The 24,844-nt window shown below is 53.8% G+C and carries 19 protein-coding genes, 1 tRNA gene and 1 other RNA gene; 13 read left to right on the forward strand and 8 right to left on the reverse strand.

Annotation, left to right across the window (positions count from 1 at the left end):
• Positions 1-68 precede the first annotated feature (68 nt).
• Positions 69-144 (reverse strand) — tRNA-Thr (locus HMPREF2572_RS09205).
• 243 nt (positions 145-387) lie between these two features.
• Here HMPREF2572_RS09205 and HMPREF2572_RS09210 point away from each other — a divergent pair.
• The 11 genes from HMPREF2572_RS09210 to HMPREF2572_RS09260 all read left to right on the forward strand — a co-directional run bounded on the left by HMPREF2572_RS09210 (position 388) and on the right by HMPREF2572_RS09260 (position 13,529).
• On the forward strand, positions 388-1,179 hold the full coding sequence (locus HMPREF2572_RS09210; RefSeq protein ID WP_070497939.1) for a polyamine aminopropyltransferase: 792 nt from the start codon (positions 388-390) through the stop codon (positions 1,177-1,179).
• Positions 1,180-1,283: 104 nt separating this feature from the next.
• The gene (locus HMPREF2572_RS09215) at positions 1,284-1,928 is read left to right on the forward strand and encodes an alpha/beta hydrolase (RefSeq protein WP_070497941.1); all 645 of its coding nucleotides are present in this window, start codon (positions 1,284-1,286) and stop codon (positions 1,926-1,928) included.
• A 182-nt stretch (positions 1,929-2,110) separates the two neighbouring features.
• On the forward strand, positions 2,111-3,868 hold the full coding sequence (locus HMPREF2572_RS09220; RefSeq protein WP_070497943.1) for a peptidoglycan DD-metalloendopeptidase family protein: 1,758 nt from the start codon (positions 2,111-2,113) through the stop codon (positions 3,866-3,868).
• A 264-nt stretch (positions 3,869-4,132) separates the two neighbouring features.
• Positions 4,133-5,635, forward strand: coding sequence for a S41 family peptidase (locus tag HMPREF2572_RS09225; RefSeq protein ID WP_070497945.1), 1,503 nt, complete (start codon positions 4,133-4,135; stop codon positions 5,633-5,635).
• A 94-nt stretch (positions 5,636-5,729) separates the two neighbouring features.
• The gene (gene radA / locus HMPREF2572_RS09230; protein ID WP_070497947.1) at positions 5,730-7,109 is read left to right on the forward strand and encodes a DNA repair protein RadA; all 1,380 of its coding nucleotides are present in this window, start codon (positions 5,730-5,732) and stop codon (positions 7,107-7,109) included.
• Positions 7,110-7,234: 125 nt separating this feature from the next.
• Positions 7,235-8,221, forward strand: a complete 987-nt coding sequence (locus tag HMPREF2572_RS09235) for a malate dehydrogenase (protein WP_070497949.1) — start codon at positions 7,235-7,237, stop codon at positions 8,219-8,221.
• A gap of 66 nt (positions 8,222-8,287) precedes the next feature.
• Positions 8,288-9,460, forward strand: coding sequence for an NYN domain-containing protein (locus tag HMPREF2572_RS09240; protein ID WP_070497951.1), 1,173 nt, complete (start codon positions 8,288-8,290; stop codon positions 9,458-9,460).
• 146 nt (positions 9,461-9,606) lie between these two features.
• Positions 9,607-9,960, forward strand: coding sequence for a DUF5713 family protein (locus HMPREF2572_RS09245; protein ID WP_070497954.1), 354 nt, complete (start codon positions 9,607-9,609; stop codon positions 9,958-9,960).
• A gap of 85 nt (positions 9,961-10,045) precedes the next feature.
• Complete coding sequence (locus HMPREF2572_RS09250) at positions 10,046-11,356, forward strand: polyamine export protein PaeA (RefSeq protein ID WP_070497956.1); 1,311 nt, start codon at positions 10,046-10,048, stop codon at positions 11,354-11,356.
• A gap of 200 nt (positions 11,357-11,556) precedes the next feature.
• Positions 11,557-12,363 (forward strand): RNA ligase family protein, encoded by an 807-nt coding sequence (locus HMPREF2572_RS09255; protein ID WP_070497958.1) that lies wholly within the window; start codon positions 11,557-11,559, stop codon positions 12,361-12,363.
• Between the two features lie 32 nt (positions 12,364-12,395).
• Entirely contained in the window at positions 12,396-13,529 is a 1,134-nt protein-coding gene (locus HMPREF2572_RS09260) for an AAA family ATPase (protein ID WP_070497960.1), read from the forward strand.
• 352 nt (positions 13,530-13,881) lie between these two features.
• Here HMPREF2572_RS09260 and HMPREF2572_RS09265 read toward each other — a convergent pair whose 3' ends face one another.
• From HMPREF2572_RS09265 to HMPREF2572_RS09285, 5 genes are all read right to left on the reverse strand, one after another.
• Positions 13,882-15,348 carry a DUF3360 family protein gene (locus tag HMPREF2572_RS09265; protein ID WP_070497961.1) on the reverse strand — a complete coding sequence of 489 codons (1,467 nt, stop codon included), beginning with the start codon at positions 15,346-15,348 and terminating at the stop codon, positions 13,882-13,884.
• Positions 15,349-15,607: 259 nt separating this feature from the next.
• Positions 15,608-16,942 (reverse strand): branched-chain amino acid transport system II carrier protein, encoded by a 1,335-nt coding sequence (brnQ, locus tag HMPREF2572_RS09270; protein WP_083294218.1) that lies wholly within the window; start codon positions 16,940-16,942, stop codon positions 15,608-15,610.
• Positions 16,943-17,067: 125 nt separating this feature from the next.
• Entirely contained in the window at positions 17,068-17,958 is an 891-nt protein-coding gene (locus HMPREF2572_RS09275) for a segregation and condensation protein A (RefSeq protein ID WP_070497962.1), read from the reverse strand.
• Between the two features lie 105 nt (positions 17,959-18,063).
• The gene (locus HMPREF2572_RS09280) at positions 18,064-18,522 is read right to left on the reverse strand and encodes a hypothetical protein (protein WP_070497963.1); all 459 of its coding nucleotides are present in this window, start codon (positions 18,520-18,522) and stop codon (positions 18,064-18,066) included.
• Between the two features lies 1 nt (position 18,523).
• The gene (locus HMPREF2572_RS09285) at positions 18,524-19,300 is read right to left on the reverse strand and encodes a tRNA threonylcarbamoyladenosine dehydratase (protein WP_070497964.1); all 777 of its coding nucleotides are present in this window, start codon (positions 19,298-19,300) and stop codon (positions 18,524-18,526) included.
• Between the two features lie 193 nt (positions 19,301-19,493).
• On the opposite strand from HMPREF2572_RS09285, the gene HMPREF2572_RS09290 reads away from it, so the two are divergent.
• Entirely contained in the window at positions 19,494-19,958 is a 465-nt protein-coding gene (locus HMPREF2572_RS09290; RefSeq protein WP_003740998.1) for a universal stress protein, read from the forward strand.
• A 9-nt stretch (positions 19,959-19,967) separates the two neighbouring features.
• Here HMPREF2572_RS09290 and HMPREF2572_RS09295 read toward each other — a convergent pair whose 3' ends face one another.
• Positions 19,968-20,198: a hypothetical protein gene (locus tag HMPREF2572_RS09295; protein ID WP_070497966.1), complete on the reverse strand. Its 231-nt coding sequence runs from the start codon at positions 20,196-20,198 to the stop codon at positions 19,968-19,970.
• A gap of 94 nt (positions 20,199-20,292) precedes the next feature.
• Positions 20,293-24,126, reverse strand: coding sequence for a DUF3683 domain-containing protein (locus HMPREF2572_RS09300; RefSeq protein ID WP_070497968.1), 3,834 nt, complete (start codon positions 24,124-24,126; stop codon positions 20,293-20,295).
• Between the two features lie 493 nt (positions 24,127-24,619).
• On the opposite strand from HMPREF2572_RS09300, the gene ffs reads away from it, so the two are divergent.
• Positions 24,620-24,716, forward strand: an RNA gene (gene ffs / locus HMPREF2572_RS09305) — signal recognition particle sRNA small type.
• Positions 24,717-24,844 lie beyond the last annotated feature (128 nt).

Here is a 24,844-nt window from a genome sequence, read left to right on the forward strand (position 1 = left end):
GTCAGGTGCTCTACCAACTGAGCTATACCGGCTTACTGAAATACCTTGCGGCACTTTCAGTGATAAACTGGTGCCGGCACCAAGAGTCGAACTCGGGACCCCCTGATTACAAGTCAGGTGCTCTACCAACTGAGCTATACCGGCAAAGAAGCCGAATTATGCCGTTAACTGCCCCGTTTGGCAAGAGATTGTTGCCAACAAAGTAAATTTTTATAAAAAATATCTGATTTAAAAAGAAATTTATTTCAGGCGTAATGATTACCCCATATATAAACTAAACCGCTCAGACATATCCGCACAAGGTCGTCTGAAAAACATAAGCACAAAAAGCATTTCAGACGACACTCTGATAAAATATACCCCTTTCCCCTCCATCCGTCCTACACCATGCCACGACACCCCTACCGCCGCCTGCGCCCCGCCAAGTCCGACCTGCCCGAAGTCGGCATTTCAGAAGAAGGCAACATCCGCTCGTTGCATCTGGGCAGCGACACCATCCAAAGCTCGATGAACCTCGACCATCCCGCCGAACTGGTTTTGTCGTACAGCCGCGCAATGATGGGCTGGCTTCTGTTTGCGGAAGAAACGCCGAAACACATCACCCAAATCGGCTTGGGCGGCGGCTCGTTCGCGCGCTGGATAGACAGCTACTTGCCCGACACCAAGCAAACCGCCGTGGACATCAACCCGCAGGTCATCGCCGTAGCGCGCAGCCTGTTCGAGTTGCCGTTTGAAGGGGAAAACTTCGAAATCGTCGAAGCGGACGGCGCGGAATACATCAAAGTGTTCCGCCACAATACCGACGTGATTTTGGTGGACGGCTTTGACGGCGAACAAATCATCGACGCGCTGGTGGAAGAACCCTTCTTCCAAGACTGCCGCCACGCCCTCTCGCCCAACGGCGTATTCGTGACCAACTGGTGGAGCGGCGACAAACGCTACCAACGCTTCGTCGAACGCCTGCTCAACGTCTTCGAAGGCCGTGTGTTGGAACTGCCCGCCGAAAGCCACGGCAATATGGCGGTGATGGCATTCCAAAGCAGCCCGAAAGAGCAAAACCTCGACAAACTGAAAAAACGCGCGGAAAAATTAAGCGAACAATACGGCTTGGATTTCAAACGGATGTTGAACGATTTGAAAGCAAGCAACCCGAACAACGGCAAACATTTTTATCTATGAGATGAACAGGTCGTCTGAAAACCCAAATACAGATTGGACGACGGCAATACCTGATAAAGCAATAAATCCCCCTCACAGCACACACAAAAAATAAAGGAAAACCCATGTTGAAACCTGACATCATCCAAATATCCGGCCCTGCCGGCCTGCTTGAAACCATTTTCCTACCTGCCGCGCAAACGCCCGCGCGCGGCGTGGCAGTCATCAACCACCCCAACCCACTGCAAGGCGGCACGAACACCAACAAAGTCATTCAAACCGCCGCCAAAGCCTTATCTCAGCTCGGTTTTCACTGTTACCTGCCAAACCTGCGCGGTGTGGGCAACAGCGAAGGCGTTCACGACTACGGACGCGGCGAAACGCAAGACTGCATCGCCGTCATCGACTACGCCCGCGCGCAACATCCCGAAGCCGAACAGTTCGCATTGTCGGGCTTCTCCTTTGGCGGCTATGTCGCCACCTTCGCCGCCCAAGAGCGCGAGCCGGATTTACTGCTGCTCATCGGCGCGGCAGTACACCACTACACCGACCGCCCTGAGCCTGCCTCCGTTCCCGATGTATTCAAAACACTGATGATTCATGGCGCGGAGGACGAAGTCGTTGAAATCAGCAAGGCTTGGACATGGGCGGAGCCGCAAGGTCTGCCGGTCATCACTATCGCCGGTTCTTCCCATTTCTTCCACGGCAAACTCATCGTCCTACGAGATACCATCGCCCGATTCGTGCCGTCGGTTTTACAACAAAAATAAACGGGGCAGTCCATTAATAATATGTAGCCAAACATTGCTGCGCAGCTTGTCAACATTGCAACAAACATGACAAACAACACAGCATGACCGCCGTTTTAATTGCCTGAACAATATTTTCAGACGCCCCCGCTGACTATATAATTCCGCCTATTGCCTTTATTTTAACGATCCAGAATCCAATCATGCGTTACAAACCTCTTTTACTCGCCCTGCTCATCGGTTTCGCTTCTCCCTCTTTCGCCGCCAAAGACGTGCCCAAAGAGAAGGCTGCGCCTGTCAAAAAAAGCGTCAAAGCCAAAAAGGACACTGTCGAACCTGCTAAGAAAGAAGCAGTCAAAGACAAAGCAAAGCCTGCCGCCAAAAACGCTAGGGACAAGGCAGACGACAAGCCCGTAGCCAAAAGCAAAAAGGAAACTGCCGAAGCGGCGAAAAACGAGCGCACTACAGAACGCAAAAACGACAAAGAAGCCAAAAAACAAGATAAAGCCGATAAAACCAAAAAAGGCGAAGCCAAAGCAGAAGAGAAGGTAGGCAAAGCCGTCCCCGCAAAAAACGAGCCTGTAAAAGGCAAGGACAAAGCAGCAGACAAACCCGCAGCCAAAAATAATGTAAAGGCAAAAAAAGAAGCTGCCGAGTTGCCTAAAAAAGACGAAGCAGCGGCAAAACAGGACAGAAAAGCCGTCGAGAAAAAAGCGGACAAAGCCGATAAGAAAACCGCTGCCGCCGATTCAGACGACTTCAAAGCCGCGGTAACCGCCGCCGCCAACGATTTGGAAAGCAAAAAATCGCTGCGCAGCCGCAACGAAGGTTTCATCATTCACGTCAACACCACGTTGAAACAGTTGCAGCAAAGCCGTATCAACCTGTCTGCCATCAACCGCCAGCAGCGCGACGCATGGGACAAGTTCCAAAAGCTCAATGCTGATTTGAACCACCTGAAAACTCAGGTTTCCAACACGCGCGCGCAAATTTCCCGTTTTGTTTCGGGCAATTATAAAAACAGCCAACCCAACGCCGTCGCCCTGTTCCTGAAAAATGCCGAGCCGGGTCAGAAAACCCGCTTCCTGCGTTACACCCGCTATATCAACACTGCCAACGAGCAAGTCATCAAAGATCTTGAGAAGCAGCAAAAAGAGCTGGCAGCGCAAGAGCAAAAAATCAACAACGAGCTGGCATACTTGAAAAAACTTCAGGTGAACGTCCAATCCTCGCTGCGCCGACACGGTGTAACCAATACCGCCGAACAAGCGGAAAGCCGCCGCCAAAATGCGCAAATGGCAAAAGATGCGCAGAAAAAAATCAACCACAAAGAAAACGAACAACGCCTGAACAACTTATTGAAAGACTTGGACAAGCGTAAAGCCGAGCAACGCCGCCAAGAAGCCGAAGCGCGTAAAAAAGCCGCCGAAGCCCGTCTTGCCGCCGCCGAAAAAGCGCGCAAAGACAGAGCCGCAGCCGCGCAAAAAGCCGCCGACGAACGCGCCGCCATGTCCAACCTGACCGCCGAAGACATGAACATCCGTGCGCCTTCCTACGTCAGAATCAGCAATGCCAACAGCTTCAGCCGTATGCAGGGTCGTCTGAAAAAACCGGTCAGCGGCACGCTTGCCGGACTCTTCGGACAAGACCGCGGCGACGGTGAAGTTTGGAAAGGCGTGTTCTACCAAACAACTCCGTCAACCGTCAGCAGCATCGCCGCCGGTACGGTTACCTACGCCGATGAATTGGAAGGTTTCGGCAAAGTCATCGTCATCGATCACGGCGACGGCTATATCAGCATTTATTCAGGCTTGAGCGAAATCGAAGTCGCCAAAGGCTACGCCGTGGCCGCAGGCAGCCGTCTGGGCGTCAGCGGCACCCTGCCTTCGGGCATGGAAGGTTTGTATTTGGAAGTCCGCTACAACGGGCAGACAATGAATCCGCTCTCCTGGATAAGCTGACCTGCAAACCAGTTTGACATTTTCAGACGACCTCTTTCCGCACCACAGGGTCGTCTGAAATTTAACAACCGCACCAACGACCATATATTCAAAAGCTTTTACACCCGCGCAGATATTTTTTACGCTAATCCTATTGTTTATCAAGCGTAAATCGCATACAGTTTTGCGGACGTAAATTCAGGTCGTCTGAAGCAATGTTTCCCTATCCCGTTTCACAGTCATTACGGTCTGAAATGAAATAAGACAAAAAGAAAGCTATTTATAATGTCAACATCCACTTTGAAAAAAGTCGCACTCTACACACTCGGCGCATTCAGCGGTGTCGCCCTCAGCTTGAGCGTTCAAAGCTTTGCCGCCGAAAAAGACAAAAAAGACAACGAAACCCTGCCCGTACAATCCATCCGCAACATGGCGGAAGTTTACGGACAGATTAAAGCCAATTATTACCAAGACAAATCCGACGCCGACCTCTTTGAAGGCGCGATGAAAGGCATGGTATCCGACCTCGATCCGCATTCCGAGTATATGGATAAAAAAGGCTATGCCGACATGAAAGAATCCACCAGCGGCGAATTCGGCGGCTTGGGTATGGAAATCGGTCAAGAAGACGGCTTCATCAAAGTCATCGCCCCGATTGAAGATACGCCCGCCGAGCGCGCAGGCGTGAAAAGCGGCGACTTCATTGCCAAAATCGACAACGTTTCCACACGCGGCCTGACCACCAGCGAAGCCGTCAAAAAAATGCGCGGCAAACCGGGTACTAAAATTACCCTGACCCTTTCGCGCAAAAACGTGGACAAACCCATCGTCGTCAACCTGACCCGCGCCATCATCAAAGTCAAAAGCGTCCGCCACCACCTGCTTGAGCCGAACTACGGCTACATCCGCGTATCCCAATTCCAAGAGCGCACCGTAGCAGGCATCAACGAAGCCGCCAAAGCCCTGATTAAAGCCAACAAAGGCGCGCCGCTCAAAGGCCTTATCCTCGACCTGCGCGACGACCCAGGCGGTCTGCTTGACGGCGCAGTCGGCGTATCCGCCGCCTTCTTGCCCGCAGATGCAAAAGTCGTCAGCACCAAAGGACGCGACGGCAAAGAAGGCATGGTGTTGAAAGCCCGTCCCGAAGACTACATCCGCACGAGCGGCAAAGACCCTCTGGCAGATTTGCCTGCCGAGTTGAAAACTATCCCGATGACCGTGTTGATTAACTCAGGCTCCGCTTCCGCTTCTGAAATCGTTGCTGGCGCGCTGCAAGACCACAAACGCGCTGTCGTCGTCGGTACGCAAAGTTTCGGCAAAGGCTCGGTTCAAACCCTGATTCCGCTGTCCAACGGCAGCGCGGTCAAACTGACCACCGCGCTGTATTACACGCCGAACGACCGCTCGATTCAAGCGCAAGGCATTGTTCCCGATGTCGAAGTCAAAGACAAAGACCGTGCCTTTGAAAGCCGCGAAGCCGACCTCGCCGGACACATCGGCAACCCGCTCGGCGGTGAAGACGTCAACAGCAGCAACGAAATCAGCACGCCTGATTCAAACGAAGCTGCCAAAGCTGATGAAAACGCCAAGTCCAAAAAAGGCAAGGACAAAGAAAAAGACGAAGACATCTCCAGCCGTCGCATTCCTAATCCTGCCAAAGATGACCAACTCCGCAAAGCCTTGGATTTGGTGAAAAATCCAGCCGAATGGCAGAAGTCTTTAGGTTTGGCGGCGAAAAAACCGACCCCGAAAAAAGACAAGAAAGACGGTAAAGACGAAGGCAAATAAGCTCAGTCCGAATCCTTGAAAAAAGGTCGTCTGAAAACGATATCAGTTTTCAGACGACCTTTTCACACTTCAAAAAACCCATAGGGAAAACATCATGGCAAAAGCCCCCAAAACCATCTACCAATGCACCGAATGCGGCGGCACCTCCCCGAAATGGCAGGGCAAATGCCCGCATTGCGGCGAGTGGAACACGCTTCAGGAAAGCCTGGCCGCACCCGAACCGAAAAACGCCCGCTTCCAATCTTGGGCGGCGGATACCTCGACCGTCCAATCCCTCTCCACCGTTACAGCTACCGAAGTGCCGCGCAATCCGACCGGCATGGGCGAACTCGACCGCGTATTGGGCGGTGGCTTGGTCGATGGCGCGGTTATCCTGCTCGGCGGCGATCCCGGCATCGGCAAATCCACGCTGCTGTTGCAAACCATCGCCAAAATGGCGCAAAGCCGTAAAGTGCTGTACGTTTCCGGCGAAGAATCCGCCCAACAGGTCGCCCTGCGCGCGCAACGTTTGGAACTGCCCACCGAAGGCGTGAACCTGCTTGCCGAAATCCGCATGGAAGCGATTCAGACGGCCTTGAAACAGCATCAGCCCGAAGTTGTCGTCATCGACTCCATCCAAACCATGTATTCCGACCAAATCACCTCCGCCCCCGGCTCCGTATCGCAGGTACGCGAATGCGCCGCCCAACTGACGCGCATGGCGAAACAAATGGGCATCGCCATGATACTGGTCGGACACGTTACCAAAGACGGCGCGATTGCCGGCCCGCGCGTGCTGGAACACATGGTCGATACCGTGCTGTATTTCGAGGGCGACCAGCATTCAAACTACCGCATGATACGCGCCATCAAAAACCGCTTCGGCGCGGCAAACGAACTGGGCGTGTTCGCCATGACCGAAAACGGTTTGAAAGGCGTGTCCAACCCGTCCGCCATCTTCCTTGCCAGCTACCGCGACGACACGCCCGGCTCGTGCGTTTTGGTCACGCAGGAAGGCAGCCGCCCGCTTCTGGTCGAAATTCAGGCATTGGTCGATGACGCGCACGGCTTCACCCCCAAACGCCTCACCGTCGGCCTCGAACAAAACCGCCTCGCCATGCTGCTCGCCGTCCTCAACCGCCACGGCGGCATCGCCTGCTTCGACCAAGACGTGTTCCTCAACGCCGTCGGCGGCGTCAAAATCGGCGAACCCGCTGCCGACCTCGCCGTCATCCTCGCCATGCTCTCCAGCTTCCGCAACCGCCCGCTGCCCGAAAAAATGGTCGCATTCGGCGAAATCGGTTTGAGCGGCGAAGTCCGCCCCGTCGCACGCGGACAAGAACGGCTCAAAGAAGCGGAAAAGCTCGGTTTCAAACGTGCCATCGTCCCCAAAGCCAATATGCCGCGCAACGAAAAAGAGTTTCCGAATCTAAAAATCTTCGGCGTTTCCAGCCTTCAGGAAGCCATCGAAATCTGCCGCGATGCGGAAAATTGACAGACAGCAACATGAAAGGTCGTCTGAAAACCTATTCCCAGTTTCAGACGACCTTTTCATTCTCAACTACTCAATGCTGTTATAATTCGTAAATCAAGTAAAACAACGACTTCAAAAGGAAAAATATGACGCTTAAGCCCCCCGTCCGCATCGCCGTTACCGGCGCCGCAGGCCAAATTGCCTACGCAACCCTGTTCCGTATCGCCGGCGGCATTATGCTCGGACGCGACCAGCCCGTTATCCTGCAACTGCTCGACCTGCCTCAGGCACAGCAGGCTTTGCGTGGTGTGATCATGGAAATGCAGGATTGCGCTTTCCCGCTCCTTGACGACATCTTCGCCACAGACGACCCCGAAGTCGCCTTCAAAGATGCCGACATCGCCCTCTTGATCGGTGCGCGCCCGCGTACGCAAGGCATGGAGCGCGCAGACCTGCTGCATGCCAACGCTGAAATTTTCAAAGTACAAGGCGCGGCGTTGAACAAAGTTGCAAACCGCAACGTTAAAGTCCTCGTCGTCGGCAACCCCGCCAACACAAACGCCTACATCGCCATGAAATCGGCGCCCGACATCCCGCCGGAAAACTTCACCGCGCTGATGCGTCTCGACCACCACCGCGCCGTCAGCCAAGTCGCCGAGAAAATCAACCGCCCGATTCCTTCCATCGAGCAAATGTGTGTCTGGGGCAACCACAGCCCGACCATGTACGCCGACTACCGCTACGCCACCAGCAACGGCGAGTCCGTCCAAGACATGATTACCGAACCCGATTGGAACACCGAAGTCTTCATGCCGAAAATCGCCGGACGCGGTGCCGCCATCATCGCCGCGCGCGGTTCGTCGTCCGCCGCCTCCGCCGCGAACGCCGCCATCTACCACCTGCGCGACTGGCTGCTCGGCAGCAGCGGCAAATGGATCACGATGGGCGTCCCCTCCGACGGCTCTTACGGCATTCCTGAAGGTTTGGTTTTCGGCTTCCCCGTCGTCTGCGACGAAGGCAGCTACCGCATCGTCCAAGGCTTGGATTTGTCGGACGAATTCAGCCGCAAGCGCATCGCCGCGACACTGGCGGAGCTGGAAGAAGAACGCGCCGCCATACAAGATATGCTCTAAAAATCGAGGTCGTCTGAAAACCGGTTTTCAGACGACCTCGACTGACATGAACACCACGGAGTCCCCATGACCACATTGGCCAACAAAAAACTCGCCGTCCTCATCGACGCCGACAACGCCCCCGCCGACATCATCGACCGCCTGCTTGAAGAAGTTGCCAAATACGGCATCGCCAGCGTCAAACGCATCTACGGCGACTGGAGCCACGGCCTTTCCAAATGGAAAGCCGCCCTCCTGCCCCACGCCATCATCCCCGTCCAACAATTCGCCTACACCAAAGGCAAAAACGCCACTGATATGGCGTTGGTCATCGACGCAATGGACTTACTGTACAGCGGCAATTTCGACGGCTTCTGCATCGTATCCAGCGATTCCGACTTCACCCGCCTGGCAAGCCGCCTGCGCGAAAGCGGGCTGACCGTGTACGGTTTTGGCGAGAAGAAAACGCCCGAAGCCTTCCGCAAAGCCTGCGACAAATTCATCTACACCGAAATCTTCCGTCCCGAAAAACAACGCCAAGAAAAAGAGAAAAACAACGGCAAAAACAACCCCGCCGCCGCCCCTGACGCGCTGTCCCTGCTCAAACGCGCCGTACGCGAAAACGCCGACGACCTCGGCTGGGCAAACCTCGGCCCCATCGGCAGCTACATCAGCAAAATCAATCCCGATTTCGACTCAAGGCTGTACGGCTACGGCAAACTTTCCGACCTCATCAAATCCTTCGACATCTTCGAACACCGCACCGACAACAACCAACTCCAAGTCCGCCGCCGCAAATCCGCCGACAAACCAACAGAGAGGTCGTCTGAAAACCCTGTGGCAACGCATCAAGCAGAAGAAACCGTTTCAGACGACCCCAACGCCGCGCAAAAACGCAAAACGCGCGGCAAAAAAAACAACCAGACCAAGAGCGAAAACACCGCGCCAAGCCCAACGGCAGATAGCGTGCAACCAACACCAGCCAAACCTGAACCTGCCGCCAAAAGCAGCAAACTACCCGTAACCCGCGTTATCCCCGCTGTACAGCAGGCAGTCGACACACACGCCGACGAACAAGGCTGGGCGCGTTTGAGCGACGTATCGAAACAACTCGCCGCACAAGGCACCGACCCGCAGCAATACGGCTTTGAAACCATACGCCACCTCATCCACGCCATCTTCGCCGACTGGCTGGAAATCAAAAAAGCCGGCCGCGGCGAACGCCTGCGCATCAACAAACGCTTTACCGCCAAAGGTTAAGCCATAGATTTGAAGGAAAAAGCTAATCTGTCGCCCACAAGCCACAGAGGTCGTCTGAAAACCTCAAAACCGTTTTAACTTCGTTGAAGCTGCGCTTTCAGACGACCTCTTTTTAAAATCCATCTTCTAAATAGAAAAGGAAAATCATGACTACACGTCATCAACTGAACAATACCAAATTGGCAAACCATATCTTTTTGCAGGGCATGTATGACGACGATTATTTCCCGCCCAAACTCGTGCAAAAAGGAGAAAACATCCTAGTTGAACTATGCCGCCAAATCGAAACCGAACAGCCCGAAAATCTCGACACCCTATACGAACTGACCCACGCAGCCACCGAACGCTTCAACGAATTGGCTGAAGAGTTTGATGAAAACGACAGCGAAATCGAAACCGTTGCCAGAGACACGATTGCCACCGATATGGAATACATCGCCCAAAGCTACGGCTTTGAAGATGCGGACATCGAAGAACTGGTTGCCCCGCGCGATTGGTAAGTATGGTTGACCAAAAGGTCGTCTGAATTTTTCAGACGACCTTTAATGTTAAAATGTCTTCTGTTTGCCACACACACCATTTTTCATGAATATTCTCGAAGCCTTATTATTACTGTGCCTGCTGATTGTCATCAGCGCATTTGTTTCCTGTTCCGAACTCGCGCTCGCCTCGGCGCGCAAAATCAAATTGCAAGTGATGGCAAAAGACGGCGGCGACACCCGCGCGCTGGATGTGCTCAATATGCAGCAGCAGCCGGGCAGTTTCATCACCGTCGTCCAAATCGGTTTGAACGCCGTTGCCATTCTCGCCGGTATCGTCGGCGAAGCGGCGGTGCGCCCTTATTTCGGCGGTTTGTTGGCAAACGCGGGCAGTTGGGGCAGTACCGCCGCGTCGCTGCTGACGTTCGCGCTGGTTACGGGCAGCTTCATCCTGATTGCCGACTTGATGCCCAAGCGCATGGCGATGACCCATCCCGAAGCAGTGGCGGTGCGCATCGTGCGTCCGATGATGTTCCTGATTTTTATACTGAAACCCGTCGTCTGGATTTTCGACGGAATGGCGAACGCGATATTCAAACTCTTCAAAATTTCCACCGTCCGCCAAGAGCAGCTGACTTCTGAAGACATTTACGCCGTCGTCGATGCGGGCGCGCAAGCTGGCGTATTGAAGCAGCAGGAACACTACCTGATTGAAAATATTTTCGACATGCAGGAGCGCACGGTGACTTCCACCATGAGTACGCGCGAATACATCGCCTATTTCGATAAAAACGACGGCAGCGATACCGTGTTGGCAATCATGTCGGAAAAACCGCACAACAAATTCTTGGTCTGCGACGGCGATTTGGAACGCGTCATCGGTTATATCGAATCGCACACGCTCTTAACATTGTTTTTAAAAGAAAAAGACGTCCGCCTGACCGATAAACGCGTGTTGCGCAAAGCCTTGTTCATCCCCGACACGCTGTCGCTTTACGATGTCTTGGAAACCTTCAAAACTTCCGGCGAAGACTTTGCCGTGGTGGTGAACGAATACGCGCTGGTGGTCGGCGTGGTAACGTTGAAAGACGTGATGAGCATCGTCATGGGCGAACTGGTCAATACTGAAGAAGAGCCGCAAATCATCCGCCGCACCGAAGATACCTGGCTGGTGGACGGTGCAACCCCGCTCGCCGACGTAATGCGCGCGCTGGATATTGAGGAATTTCCCAATTCGGAAAACTACGAAACCATCGCTGGCTTTATGATGTATTCCCTGCGCAAAATCCCGAAACGCACCGATTTTTTGGTTTACGCGGGCTATAAATTTGAAATCATCGACACCGAAAATCTGAAAATCGACCAGCTTTTGGTGTCTAAACAAAGCGATACAGTAGAAAAAAATATAGTGGATTAACTTTAAACCAGTACGGCGTTGCCTCGCCTTAGCTCAAAGAGAACGATTCTCTAAGGTGCTTAAAGCACCAAGTGAATCGGTTCCGTACTATCTGTACTATCTGCGGCTTCATCGCCTTGTCCTGATTTAAATTTAATCCACTATATAATCAGCCGCAGCAACCATCAGAAAACTCAAAAAATAAATTTCAAGGACAAATCATGACGGCGAATACCGAACCACAAAAATACGCCCGCAGCCTGCACGCACCCATCAGCTTGGGCACAACTTCAGACGACCGCTTTATGCCGCACGGCTACCTCACGCATTTCGCCTCCCTGCCGCAATTGGTATTGACCGAAAAACTGGACGGACAAAACAACTGCTTCTCCGCCCACGGCCTCTATGCCCGCAGCCATGCCGCCCCTACCCAGCATCCGTGGGACAAACCGCTGCTGCAACGCTGGCAGCACATCAAAAACGACTTGGGAGACCTCGAACTTTTCGGCGAAAACATGTACGGTATCCATTCCATCGCCTATTCGCAGTTGGAAAGCTATTTTTACCTGTTTGCCGTCCGACGCGGCGGACATTGGCTGTCGTGGGAAGAAGTCAAATTCTATGCCCAGCTGTTTGATTTCCCCACAGTCCCCGAACTTCCCATCGTGCAGCCGCTTGCCGACTTCACCCAAAAATACGCCTACGAAGACACCGCCTTAGCGCAATGGTTGACCGCCAATTTGGGCGCAAGCTGGACAGACAGCGTGCAAACCGCAGGCAAACTCGGCGGCTACGACCCGAAAACAGGCGAGGCGTGCAGCGAAGGCTTCGTCATCCGCAATGCCGCTGATTTTGCCACCAACAACGGTAACCTGCCCGTACAGTCCAACGAGTTTGACAACCTCTTTAAACTTGTTCGCGCCAAACACGTTAAAACCGATGTGCATTGGACAAAAACTTGGAAGCCCGCCCGTCTTATCGATTATGATAAATACCATTGGCAAAGCTGGCAGTTTCAGATGGCCTGAAGTCAAACCATCCGATAATAAGAAAGACCACCATGTGGACATTCCCACACTACACACCCGGCAAACTCCCCGACTGGCAAGCTTTGGAACACCGTTTCAGCTGGTTTGCCGACATGAAAAACGTGCCGCAGGATCCTGAATGGCACGCGGAAGGCGATGTATTCATCCATACCAAAATGGTGTGCGAAGCCCTGCTGCAACTGCCCGAATTTCAAGCGCTCGGCGAGCAGGAGCAGCATATCTTGTTTGCCGCCGCCATGTTGCACGATGTAGAAAAACGCAGCACCACCAAGCGCGAAAGCCAAGGCGGCAAAGAGCGGATTGTGTCGCCGCACCATGCCAAAAAAGGCGAATATACGGCACGCACCCTGCTTTACACCGAACTTGCCGCGCCGTTTGCCGTGCGCGAAGCGATAGCCAAACTTGTGCGCCTGCACGGGCTGCCGCTGTGGGCAATCGACAAACCGAATCCGGAACGCGCCTCCATTGCCGCTTCTTTGCAGGTCAATACCACCCACCTCGCCATGCTTGCCAAAGCCGACATTCTGGGCCGCATCTGCCGCGACCAACAGGATATCCTGCTGCGCATCGACCTGTTCCGCGAGTTGTGTGAAGAAAACGGCTGCTGGGGTAAAGCGCGCGATTTCGCCAGCGATTACGGCCGCTATCTCTATCTCAACGGCCGCAGCGAAATGCCCGATTACCAGCCGTTTGACGACCGAACCTTTGACGTGTACGCGATGTGCGCCATAGCGGGCAGCGGCAAAGACAGCTATATCCGGCGACACCTTGCCCATCTGCCCATGCTGTCGCTGGACGACATCCGCCGCGAGCGCAAACTCGCCCCCGCCGACCCGAAACACACCGCCGAAGCCGTGCGCTTGGGTAAAGAGCAGGCAAAAGAATACCTGCGCGCCCGCACGTCATTTGTCTTCAACGCCACCAACCTCAACCGCGACCTGCGCAGCAAATGGCTACCGATGTTCGCCGACTACGGCGCGCGTGTACACTTGATTTATTTGGAAGTACCTTACACGCAATTACTGTCGCAAAACCGTAACCGCGAATATTCCGTGCCGAACGATGTGATACACCGCATGATCAATAAGCTGGAAATTCCCGATTACAGCGAAGCACATACGGTGGATTTTGTGGTTTCTGATTAAGCAGCCCTCATCCGAAGTACGGCTACCAACCATATAGCAAACGATTCTCGCGTCAATCGATTACCGTCTGCGACTTCATGGGCTTATCTAGGATTGAATATAAAAGGTCGTCTGAAAATTAGTTTTTCAGACGACCTTTTATGTTAAAACTTCAAACCAATACCGATTATCCGACTTATCTGAGATTTGCAGTTTTCAGACGACCTTTATAGTGGATTAAAATAAAAATGAGACAAGGCGGCAACGCCCGCCGTGTACGGGTAGTACATAAGGGCGTTGGCAACGCTGTATCATTGCAATTTTAATCCACTATAGTTCTAAAAAGGTCGTCTGAAACGCTGGTGCTGCTTTGTTAATGCAGATTTCTAAACTGCTCGAGGAAGGCGGGAATACCGGGCAGCATGCCGACTGCGCCCATTGCTGCGCAGAGAATAACAAAGCCGACGCCAGGTACGACGACGCGACCCATAAACCCGAGTTCCGCGCTGCGTTCTTTACATCCGATTAAGCCCAAGTTATCCAACAGCATGGTCAGCGACCAGCCGAAAACAGGGTTGACCAGTGCGGAAGAGAAGACAACGATGGCGGCAGACTGGGTGGTTTTGCCCTTGCGCGTCATTTCCATGCCTGCTTCCAAAAGTGGGACATAGACGCCGACAATCAGCGCAACGCTCAATACGGGCTGCCAAATCGCCAAATCCATAGGATAGCCCCAGACGGATGCAATGATACAGAACAAGGCAGTCAGTATCGCGCCTGCGGGAATCGGGCGTTTGGCAATGGAAGCGGGAACGATGTAGGTTCCCCATGAAGAGGTAAAGTTCGCGCCGCCCAGTACCGAGCCTGCGACTTGGCGGACGGAACAGGTAAACATGGTGTCGTCAATATTCATCAAGGCTTTTTCGGATCGCTCGGGATAGCTGATTTTTTGGAACACTTGATGCCCTAAGAAATCAGGCGACCACATGGCGACGGCGAGTACGGCAAAGGGGAATACGACCAAAAAGCTGTCCATCGTCGGCAGACCCATCATCCAGCCGGTATTTTCACCCCACCAGTAGGCAGGACTCATAGGCGGCAGGCCTGGAGCGGTTTGGAAGGAAAACGGCGCACCCAAAAGATAGGCGGTAAAGCCTGCCAGCACGCAGCCCAATGGGACGGCAAGCCAACGCTTGCGCCAATGTTCCAGCAGCGCATAAAGCAGGATGGTGCCGATGATCACGATAAAGGCAATGTAGCTTTTGTCGAAACTGCCTGCCCATTCAAAGAGCTTCTTGACCTGACCGGTCGTGCCGACGAAGCCCAGATACAGCAGCAGCCCGCCGCATACACCGTTGCTCGTCAGTTTCGCCATCAGGCTGCCGCCCTTGGTAATGCCCAACAAGAAGCCGAATACACCAATCAACAAGCCGAAAGCCAGCGGATGTCCGCCCGCTGCAACGACGACGGGAATCAGCGGAATCAGCGGCCCGTGCGTACCGGGTAAGTTGGAAGTGGGGAGAAAAAGGCCGGAGAGCAGAATGATAAAGATTGAAGCAATCAGCAGCTCGTAACGGACGTTTTGCGGCAGAAAGGTGTCGGGCAGACCCAACGGCACGGCAAACGCCGCCGCCACTGCGCTGACCATCACTACCTTACCAATCGTTCCTGCCACGGCAGGAATCAGGTCTTCAGGTTCGAAGCGGTAATCTCGAAACGGCAGATTGAGCCGCCAGCGTTTAGGCTGCATGATTTGCAGCTCATGTTCCAAATACGCTTCACGGCTTTCAAAGTCCGACGGTGGCTTGTGCATGCCGGAATATGATGTGTCGTGGTTCATAATTTCTCCTTTGGTTGACTTGTTTTTGGTTTTGTCGGCAATCGCCGTCCGACTTTTTATATCCGCTCCGAAAGCGGCTATACACGGCAAAGCCGGTAGTCGGGATCGGGCTGTATTGTCAACAATTTAGTGTTTGGATACTAACATACAAATTATCCGGTACAAGTAAAAATTTTCGTTTTGGTATGAATAAGTTGGAAAAACAACAAAAAAGAGGTCGTCTGAAATTTCAGACGACCTCTTTTTTGATTGATAAGCCTTATGCTTTTTTCTTGAGTGCGACGTTTAGGACGCATCCTAAAACAAAGCCAACGGTTGCGGGCAGCAGCCAGCCCAGTCCGATATCGTAGAGCGGCAGTGCGCCGTTGATGTCGGCGGCGACTTCTTCGCTGAAACCGAACGCGGCTTTATAGGCATCGAGCAAACCGACTGCCAGCGTTGCCATCATGGTGCAGAAATAGACGATGCGGCTGCCGCCGAACAGTTTGTGCAGGAAGACCAGCAGGATGATGACGATGGTCAGCGGGTACAGCAGCATCAGCATCGGGATGGAGAAGGTCAGGATGGAGGACAGGCCTTTGTTCGCCAACGCCATAGACACGAGGGTATTGATGACGACGAACATTTTGTAAGAAATGCCGGGACACAGGCGGTTGAAATATTCGGAACATGATGTAATCAGTCCGACGGCGGTACTCAAGCAGGCGAGCAGGACGATGACGCCCAAAAGGATGTTGCCGGGTACGCCGAAATAGAAATTCGCGGTTTTCGACAACACTTCCGCGCCGTTTTCCTGAAGTCCCAAGCCCGCCACGCTGGTCGCGCCCATATAGCCGATGAAGAGGTACACCAATGCCAGACAAGATGCAGCGACGATGCCTGAAACGGCGGTTGTCCGCAGCAGCTCGGAGCGGCTGTCCACGCCCATCGCGCGCACGGCGTCAATGACGATAATGGAGAACACCAGCGAAGCGAGTGCGTCCATTGTGCCGTAGCCCTCCAAAATGCCTTTTATGAACGGACGAAGGACAAAATCGCCTTGTGCCGCCGCAGGAACACCCATCGGATTCAGCGCGGCATAGCCGACCAAAACGGCAATCGTCAAAAGCAATACGGGCGTCAGAATTTTACCGATACGGTCGACCAGTTTGCCCGGCGACATCGACAGCCAATACGCCACGCCGAAAAACGCCACGCTGAACGCCGCCAGCCCGACTGTTTTCTGGCTTTCATTCAAAAACGGCGCAACGGCAATCTCAAACGACACCGTCGCCGTACGCGGCATGGCAAACAAAGGCCCGATAGACAGATACAGCGCGACGGCAAACGCCACGCCGTACCAAGGCGCAACCCTTGAAGCCAGCGCCTGCACGTCACGTGAGCCTGAATAGCCGGTGGCAATCACGCCCAAGAGCGGCAAGCCCGCACCGGTCAACAGGAAACCCGTCATCGCAGAAAGCCAGCTTTCCCCCGCCTGTTGTCCGAGATAAGCAGGGAAAATCAGATTGCCCGCACCGAAAAACAAAGCGAACAACATCAAACCGACCGCCCACAGCGAGGCTTTACGGTTGAGCGGGGAAACATTACTGCTCATAAAATCTACCTATTGGGTTATAAAAGTGTTGATTAAAATGAGTATGGGTTTGCCAAGCGTGATTCCTGCGCGGTCGGTTACCGTAGATGGGACATTCTGTTTTGCTTCACGTTCAAACTTGAAGCTTATAAAGCCGTTTCGCCTTCAAAGTCGTCGGAGGGGTCGTCTGAAACGCCCTCTTCCGCTTCCGGGCGTTCTAAATTTTCCTGTTTCAGGCTGATTTCGATTTCGCCGTAGCTGTCCGGCTGGACGATGCGTACCAAACCTTCTTTGGCAAGTTCCAACAGCGCGATGAAATTGACAACCACATACGCCGCACCCTGCTCCGGTTTGAACAAATCTCTGAATTTGCATATCCCGCTCTCGTTCAGACGACGTAAAACCGCCGTCATCTGCGCGCGTACGGAAATGGTTTCCTGAATCACTTCATGGCTGCGCGTATGTTTGGCCCGCGACAAAATGCCCAGCCACGCCTGCGTCAAATCGGCAACATACACCTCCGGCAGCTTCGCCTCGACCGCGATTTCCAACGGCAGATACGCCCAAGCAAAATCCCGTCCCGCGCGCGGCAATGCATCCAAACCTTGCGCCGCCAGCTTCATCTGTTCGTAAGCCAAAAGGCGGCGCACCAGCTCGGCACGCGGATCCGCCTCTTCATCTTCGACCTCTTCGGGACGCGGCAGGAGCAGGCGCGACTTGATTTCAATCAGCATTGCCGCCATCAAGAGATATTCCGCCGCCAAATCAAACTGATATGCTTCCATTTGGGCAATATAGTGCAGATATTGCTCGGTAATCTTCACCATCGGAATATCGAGAACGTCGATATTTTGTTTGCGGATAAGGTAAAGCAGCAAATCCAACGGCCCTTGAAAGCTGCTCAAGACAACCTTCAAAGCATCGGGCGGAATAAACAAATCCTGCGGCAAATCGGTAACGGGCTGACCGAATACCCACGCGACCGTGTGTTCAGACGACATTGCCACGGCGGAAGAGATAAGGTGCTCTGAAGGCATGATTAGAGGAGCTTTTTCTTATTAGGTTAGATGGGTGGTTAATCAATAACGGGGTCGTCTGAAAACGCAGCGGGTTTCGCCAAAACGAGTGCGGCAAAACAAAAATCAGCCTTTTTTACGTTGGCTTTTCAAAGAAGCGATGGCGATAGCAAGCGTTTGCGCCAACGCCATGCCCAGCAGCGGCAAAACGGCGAAAAACGAACCGATCAGCACCGTAACGGCATCGCGGAAAAACACAAAACCATCGCGCGCCAGCATCGCAATTATCCAAGCCAATAGCAGCAGCCACTCGCAGCCGACCAAAAACCAAATCATCCCGACCGAGCAGCGTTTGCGCCACTTCATGATGGCAGCGTGCAAAAGGCTGAATATCGGAACGGACAGGAAAGGATAAAGGAAATTGGTAAACGGCCGCGGATAGCCGTCCTGAAAACACAAATAATCGCCCGACTGTATGTCGCATCCCATTGTGCCAAACATCGGATCGACGGCATACATCAATACGCCGAACCACACCGCATAAATCAGGCTGGCGATAAAATAGGCTTTAAAAAATCGGTTCATCTCATTTCCGTCCCGCAATATGTTCCACCGCCGCCTGCGCGCAGTACAAACCAAACGAAGCCGTTACCAACATACTCGCGCCATAGCCCGCGCAGGACAACCCTTGCGGCGCAGCATCGGTTGAACATGCTTCGCCCGATTGCGGCGGCGTAATGTTTTCAGTCGAGAACACACACGGCACACGCATTTTTTCTTTGGTATCGCGGCTGAAACCGTAGCGTTTGCGCAAGGTGTAGCGCAGGTTGGCAAGCAGCGGGTCGTGGGTAACGCGGCTCAAATCGGCGGTTTGAATCAACGCCGGATTTTTCTGTCCGCCCGCACCGCCACTGAGGATAAACGGCTGTTTGTGCCGCACAAAATAAGCCGCCATCGCTGCCTTGACGCGTACTTGGTCTATCGCGTCGATCACAAAGTCGAAGGGTCGTCTGAAAAGCATTTCCAGATTGTCTTCCGTCACAAAATCCTCGATTTCCTCCACTTCGCATGGCGGATTGATTTGGGCAATGCGTTCGCGCAACGCCGTCACCTTAGCCTTGCCAAAATCATCGGTCAGCGCATGAAGCTGGCGGTTGACATTGGACTCGGCGACGTTGTCCAAATCAATCAAGGTCAAACGACCGATGCCCGTCCGCGCCAAAGCCTCCACCGCCCAAGAACCTACCCCGCCCACGCCGACCACGCAGACGTGCGCGCGCGAAAACCGCGCCAGTGCTTCATCTCCGTAGAGTCTGGCAATACCGCCGAAACGGCGCGAAGGAAGAAAAACAGTGTCGTTCATACCCAACCTTGTGATATGTCAATAAATGAATGAAAATCAACGCAAAACGCTGCGGAGGAATCCGGTGCATATTATACTGGAAAGCAGCTGGACTGTTGCAGCAGCCCGAATGGGTCTATAATCGTTTCATATCGGACCCTTCCCAACCGCATCCAACAAAGTGCCGCCTGCGGCGCAAAAAGGAGAATGAACTATGTACAAACATCTGGTTGTAGCCGTTGACGGCAGCGAAACTTCCCTCAACGCCCTGAAACACGCCGCCGAGTTGGCAAGCGTCAACAACGCCCGCCTGACTTTGGTACACGTCGCCAATCCTGCAGAATACATGGCGCTTGCCCCCGAATTCCTGCAACACGAAAGCTATGAAGCCGCCGCCGTCGCCCAAGGCAACGAAGTTTTGGACTTCGCCGAAAAAAGCGCCCGTGAAAACGGCGTGGAAAACATCGTCAAACACCTGCTGGTCGCCAACAAAGGCGCGCGCGAAATGGCACAGGATTTGGTCGATTACGCCGATGAAAACGGCGCCGACCTGCTGGTACTCGGCACACACGGCCGCACCGGTCTGATGCATCTCTTAATGGGCAGCTTCGCCGAAACCGTGATGCGCCAAAGCCACCTGCCGCTTCTGATTATCCGCAGCAAAGCGGAAGAGGTGTAAGGGTCTGCCCTACTGAAGAAGGTCGTCTGAAACCGTTTTGACAAACTTGGCTTCGATAATATCCTTATCCGTCAAATAAAAGGTCGTCTGAAAATCCTGATTTAAGGTTTTCAGACGACCTTTTTTATAGTCGGAAGTATGGAGTAAGGAATGGTGTTTTATCTGCTTCAAACATAGAGGTCGTCTGAAAATCGGGAATGGATTGTTTCGGAACATGGATTGAAGGCAGAACCAAAACATGACCGCTTCCCCTATCCTTCCCAATCGTATCCGCCGATTTCTTGGGTGATGGTTTTCAGACGACCTTCGGGGTCGTCTGAAAACCATACAAGCCTTACAGCAACACTTTCTCCACGCCGCCATTGTTGGCTTTTTTCACAAACTCATCCAGCCAGTTTTCACCGAGGATGTGTTTCGCCATTTCGATAACAATGTAGTCGGCAGGCATGTTGTTGTCGTCGGCGTAGCGGCTCAGACCTTGCAGGCACGCCGGACAGGAGGTCAGCATTTTGACGGGTTCGCCCTGCGGCAGCTCTTTGAGGTTTTTCTCGATTTCTTCCTGTTTGCGGAATTTGACTTGGGTGGCGATGTCGGGCCGTTTGACGGCGAACATGCCGGATTCGCCGCAGCAGCGGTCGCTTAAGACGACTTTCTGCCCCATGAGGCTGCTTGCCATTTGGGTGGCGTTCATGGTTTTGATGGGCGTGTGGCAGGGGTCGTGGTAGAGGTATTGCTGACCTTTCACGCCGTTCAGTTTCACGCCTTTTTCGAGCAGGTATTCGTGGATGTCGATGATGCGGCAGCCAGGGAAGATTTCTTCAAAGCGGTATTTTTCGAGCTGGTCGTAGCAGGTGCCGCAACTGACGACGACGGTTTTGATGTCGAGGTAGTTGAGGGTGTTCGCCATGCGGTGGAAGGCGACTCGGTTGTTGGTGCTCATTTGCTCGGCTTTTGCCTTGTTGCCACCCGCGTCTTGCGGATAGCCGCAACACATATAGCCGGGCGGCAGGACGGTTTGTACGCCGACATGCCAGAGCATGGCTTGGACGGCGAGTCCGATTTGGCTGAACAGGCGTTCGGAACCGCAGCCGGGGAAGTAGAACACGGCTTCGGCATCTTCGGGCGCGGCGGGGTTGCGGATGATGGGGATGCTTTTGTCGTCTTCGATGCCGAGCATGGAGCGCGGTGTTTTGGCGGGCACGCTTTTGGGCAAAGGACGGTTGATGAAGTGGATGATTTGTTCTTTGACCGGGGCGGTGCCGACGGTGGCCTTGGGTTCGGCTTTTTGCTTTTTGGTGCCGACGGGCAGGAGTTTGCCGATTTTGTAGGCGAAGTTCTGCGCGGGGAAGCCGGTCTGTATCATGGCGGCGCGCAGGGCTTTGATGGTTTTAGGACCGGTGGCGTTCAGGAACGCCATGCCCATCGATGCGGCGGGTGCGAAGCGTTTGTGGCCGGAATCGGCAAGGTAGTTGCGGATGGCTACGGTTACGTCGCCGAAGTCGATGTTGACGGGGCAGGGTTTGACGCAGCGGTGGCACACGGTGCAGTGGTCGCCGATGTCCATGAGTTCTTCAAAGTGTTTGATGGAAACGCCGCGGCGGGTTTGCTCTTCGTATAAGAAGGCTTCGGTCAGTAGCCCCACACCGAGGATTTTGTTGCGCGGGCTGTACAGCAGGTTGGCGCGCGGAACGTGGGTGGAGCAGACGGGTTTACATTTGCCGCAGCGCAGGCAGTCTTTGACGGAATCGGCGATGGTGCCGAGGTCTGATTTTTCCATAATCAGCGATTCCGCGCCCAACAGCTCGAAAGACGGCGTGTAGGCGTTGCGTAAGTCCGAGCCTTTCATCAGTTTGTGACGGTTGAAAGTGTGTTTGGGATCGATTTGGTTTTTGTAGTTCCAAAACGGCTGCAAATCTTCATCGGTCAGAAATTCGAGCTTGGTGATGCCGATGCCGTGTTCGCCGGAAATCACGCCGCCGAGCGAGCGGGCGATTTTCATGATGCGTTCGACCGAACGGTAGGCCGTCTGAAGCATTTGGGCGTCGTCTGAATTGACGGGGATGTTAGTGTGGACGTTGCCGTCGCCGGCGTGCATATGCAGGGCGACGAAGACTCTGCCGCGCACGGTTTTCGCGTGGATTTTGCCCAAGCCTTCGATGATTTTGGTGTCGGTTTTGCCGCTGAAGATTTCGGCGAGCGGCTTCATTACGTCGTCTTTGACGGACACGCGCAGGCGGAAGTCGCGGAAGGCGGTGAAACAGCTCTCGTCGTCTTTGGCTTCGGGCGCGGCATGGACGGCTGCGCCGTAGCGGGCTTTGTAGTCGGCAAGCGGCGTATCCAGATTAGCGAGCAACCAGTCCCAACGCTCTTTAATGGCGGAAACGTGGGCAAGGGCGTGTTTGCCGCGTTCGCCCAAAAGTTCAGCGGTCGGCAGGTCTGTGCCCATTTTGTCGATGGGAAGTTTGCCCGAAAGATATTGCTCCAATGCGGCGCACAGGGTGAGTTTGTTTTGGATGGAAAGCTCGATGTTGATGCGTTCGATACCGTCCGAATACTCGCCCAGCCGCTCCAGCGGAATCACTACGTCTTCGTTGATTTTAAAGGCGTTGGTGTGCTTGGCGATGGCGGCGGTGCGGCTGCGGTCGAGCCAGAAGGTTTTGCGCGCTTCAGGCGACACGGCGATAAAGCCTTCGCCGTCGCGGGCGCGGGCAAGTTCGCAGATGTGTTCGGCAGCTGCCTCTACGGCGGCTTCGTCGTCTGAAACCACGTCCGCCAGCAAGACCATTTTCGGCCGTCCTTTACCTGCCGCTTTGGTGGCGTAGCCGACGGCGCGGACATAACGCCAGTCCAAATGCTCCAAACCCGCCAGCCGCACGCTGTCGTGGGCGAGCAGGAAATCGCGGATTTCGACGATGGACGGCGTGGCGGTGGCAACCGTACCGAAAAACTCCATACACACGGTGCGCGTGTATTTCGGCATTTTATGCAACACGAAGGCAACGCTGGTGATGATGCCGTCCGTGCCTTCTTTTTGCACGCCGGGCAGTCCGCTCAAGAATTTGTCGGTAACGTCTTTGCCCAAACCGACTTTGCGGAATTTGTGGCCGGGGATTTCCAAGCGTTCGGTTTTAACGACATTGAGGCCGTCTGAATCCAGCGTGTGAACGTCGAACACGGCGGTTTCTTCATCGTGGATTTTGCCGAAATTGTGGCGCACGCGCTCGATGCGCAGCCATTCGCCCTGCGGGTTGACCATCTGCCAGTAGGCGAGGTTGTCCAACGCCGTACCCCACAACACGGCTTTTTTGCCGCCCGCATTCATCGCCACATTGCCGCCCACGCAGGACGCGTCGGCGGAAGTCGGATCAACGGCGAACACCAAACCCGCCTGATGCGCGGTTTCTTCCACCCGCCGCGTTACCACGCCCGCGCCGCAATGGATAATCGGATGTTTGCCGTCCAAACCCGCCAGTTCGACAAATTCGACGCCGCGATGCTTGTCCAGCTTTTCCGTATTGATGACCGCACTGTTTGCATCCAAAGGCACGGCGCCGCCGGTATAACCTGTACCGCCGCCGCGAGGGATAATGACCAAATCCAGCTCGATTAAGGCGCGCACCAAAGGCGCGACTTCCGCCTCCGTGTCGGGATTGACGACGACAAACGGATATTCGACGCGCCAGTCGGTCGCATCGGTAACGTGCGTTACCCGCGCCAGCCCGTCAAACATAATATTGTGCGGCTTGGTGATTTTGCTCAAACGTTCCAAAATCTGCCACCGCTTTTGGCGTGTTTCGTCAAAGCTGCCGTCAAAACGCTCAACCGCCTTTTCCGCCGCCGCCACCAATACATCGACTTGCGGATTGTCGTCGCGGCGTTTGCGGATTTCGTTCAACCGGTGGCGCATTTCCCGCACCAGCGCGGCGCGGCGTTTCGGATGCTCCAGCAAATCATCAACCAGATACGGATTGCGCACGACCACCCAAATATCGCCCAACACTTCAAACAACATCCGCGCCGAACGCCCCGTCCTGCGCTGTCCGCGCAAGTCCTGCAGAATCTGCCAAGCCTCGTCGCCCAACAGGCGGATGACGATTTCGCGGTCGGTGTAGGAAGTATAGTTGTAGGGAATTTCCCGAATACGCTGCGGGGCGGTAGTCGTGGTCATGGTGGCGGTGTGTCCGTATGATTATTGGTACGGCGAAATTACACGAAACTGCTGCATGATTTCGCTGTGTTTTTAGGAAAAAGGTCGTCTGAAAGCGCAGCTTCAACGACGTTATAGTGGATTAACTTTAAATCAGGACAAGGCGATGCAGCCATAGATAGTACAGATAGTACGGAACCGATTCACTTGGTGCTTCAGCACCTTACCTTAGAGAATCGTTCTCTTTGAGCTAAGGCGAGGCAACGCCGTACTGGTTTAAAGTTAATCCACTATAAAACGATTTTCGAGCTAATCAGACAACTTGGTAGAAAGTGTTAATGTAGTTTAAATTTCGATGTTTTTCAACGTCAAAGGCGAAAAATGTTTCAATAGGAATGATTTTTAAAAAGGCGAATATTGTTGACAATTTTACAGCAAACAAACTTTTCAGACGACCTTTGATACCGCCGCGCTTGAGTTTTCCCGTAAAACGGTTATAATGCCAATCTCTTACGGCGGGTCTCCCCGCATGGTAATTCGGAACAACGGGTCAGGGGCGGAAGCCAGCAGCCCACTCCGATGCGCCAGTGCCGGGGGTTTGGCTCGCCACTCTATTAAAAAACACCGAAGATGGATTGGTCTTCGGTGTTTTTGCTTTTGTAGAATTCGGGATTGGAAAAAGGTCGTCTGAAAATCTATTGAATGCACCTTGTATATCGGAACTCTCGTATCATAGCAA

This window comes from Neisseria sp. HMSC064E01, assembly GCF_001808875.1.
In the GTDB taxonomy this organism is placed as follows: domain Bacteria; phylum Pseudomonadota; class Gammaproteobacteria; order Burkholderiales; family Neisseriaceae; genus Neisseria; species Neisseria sicca_A.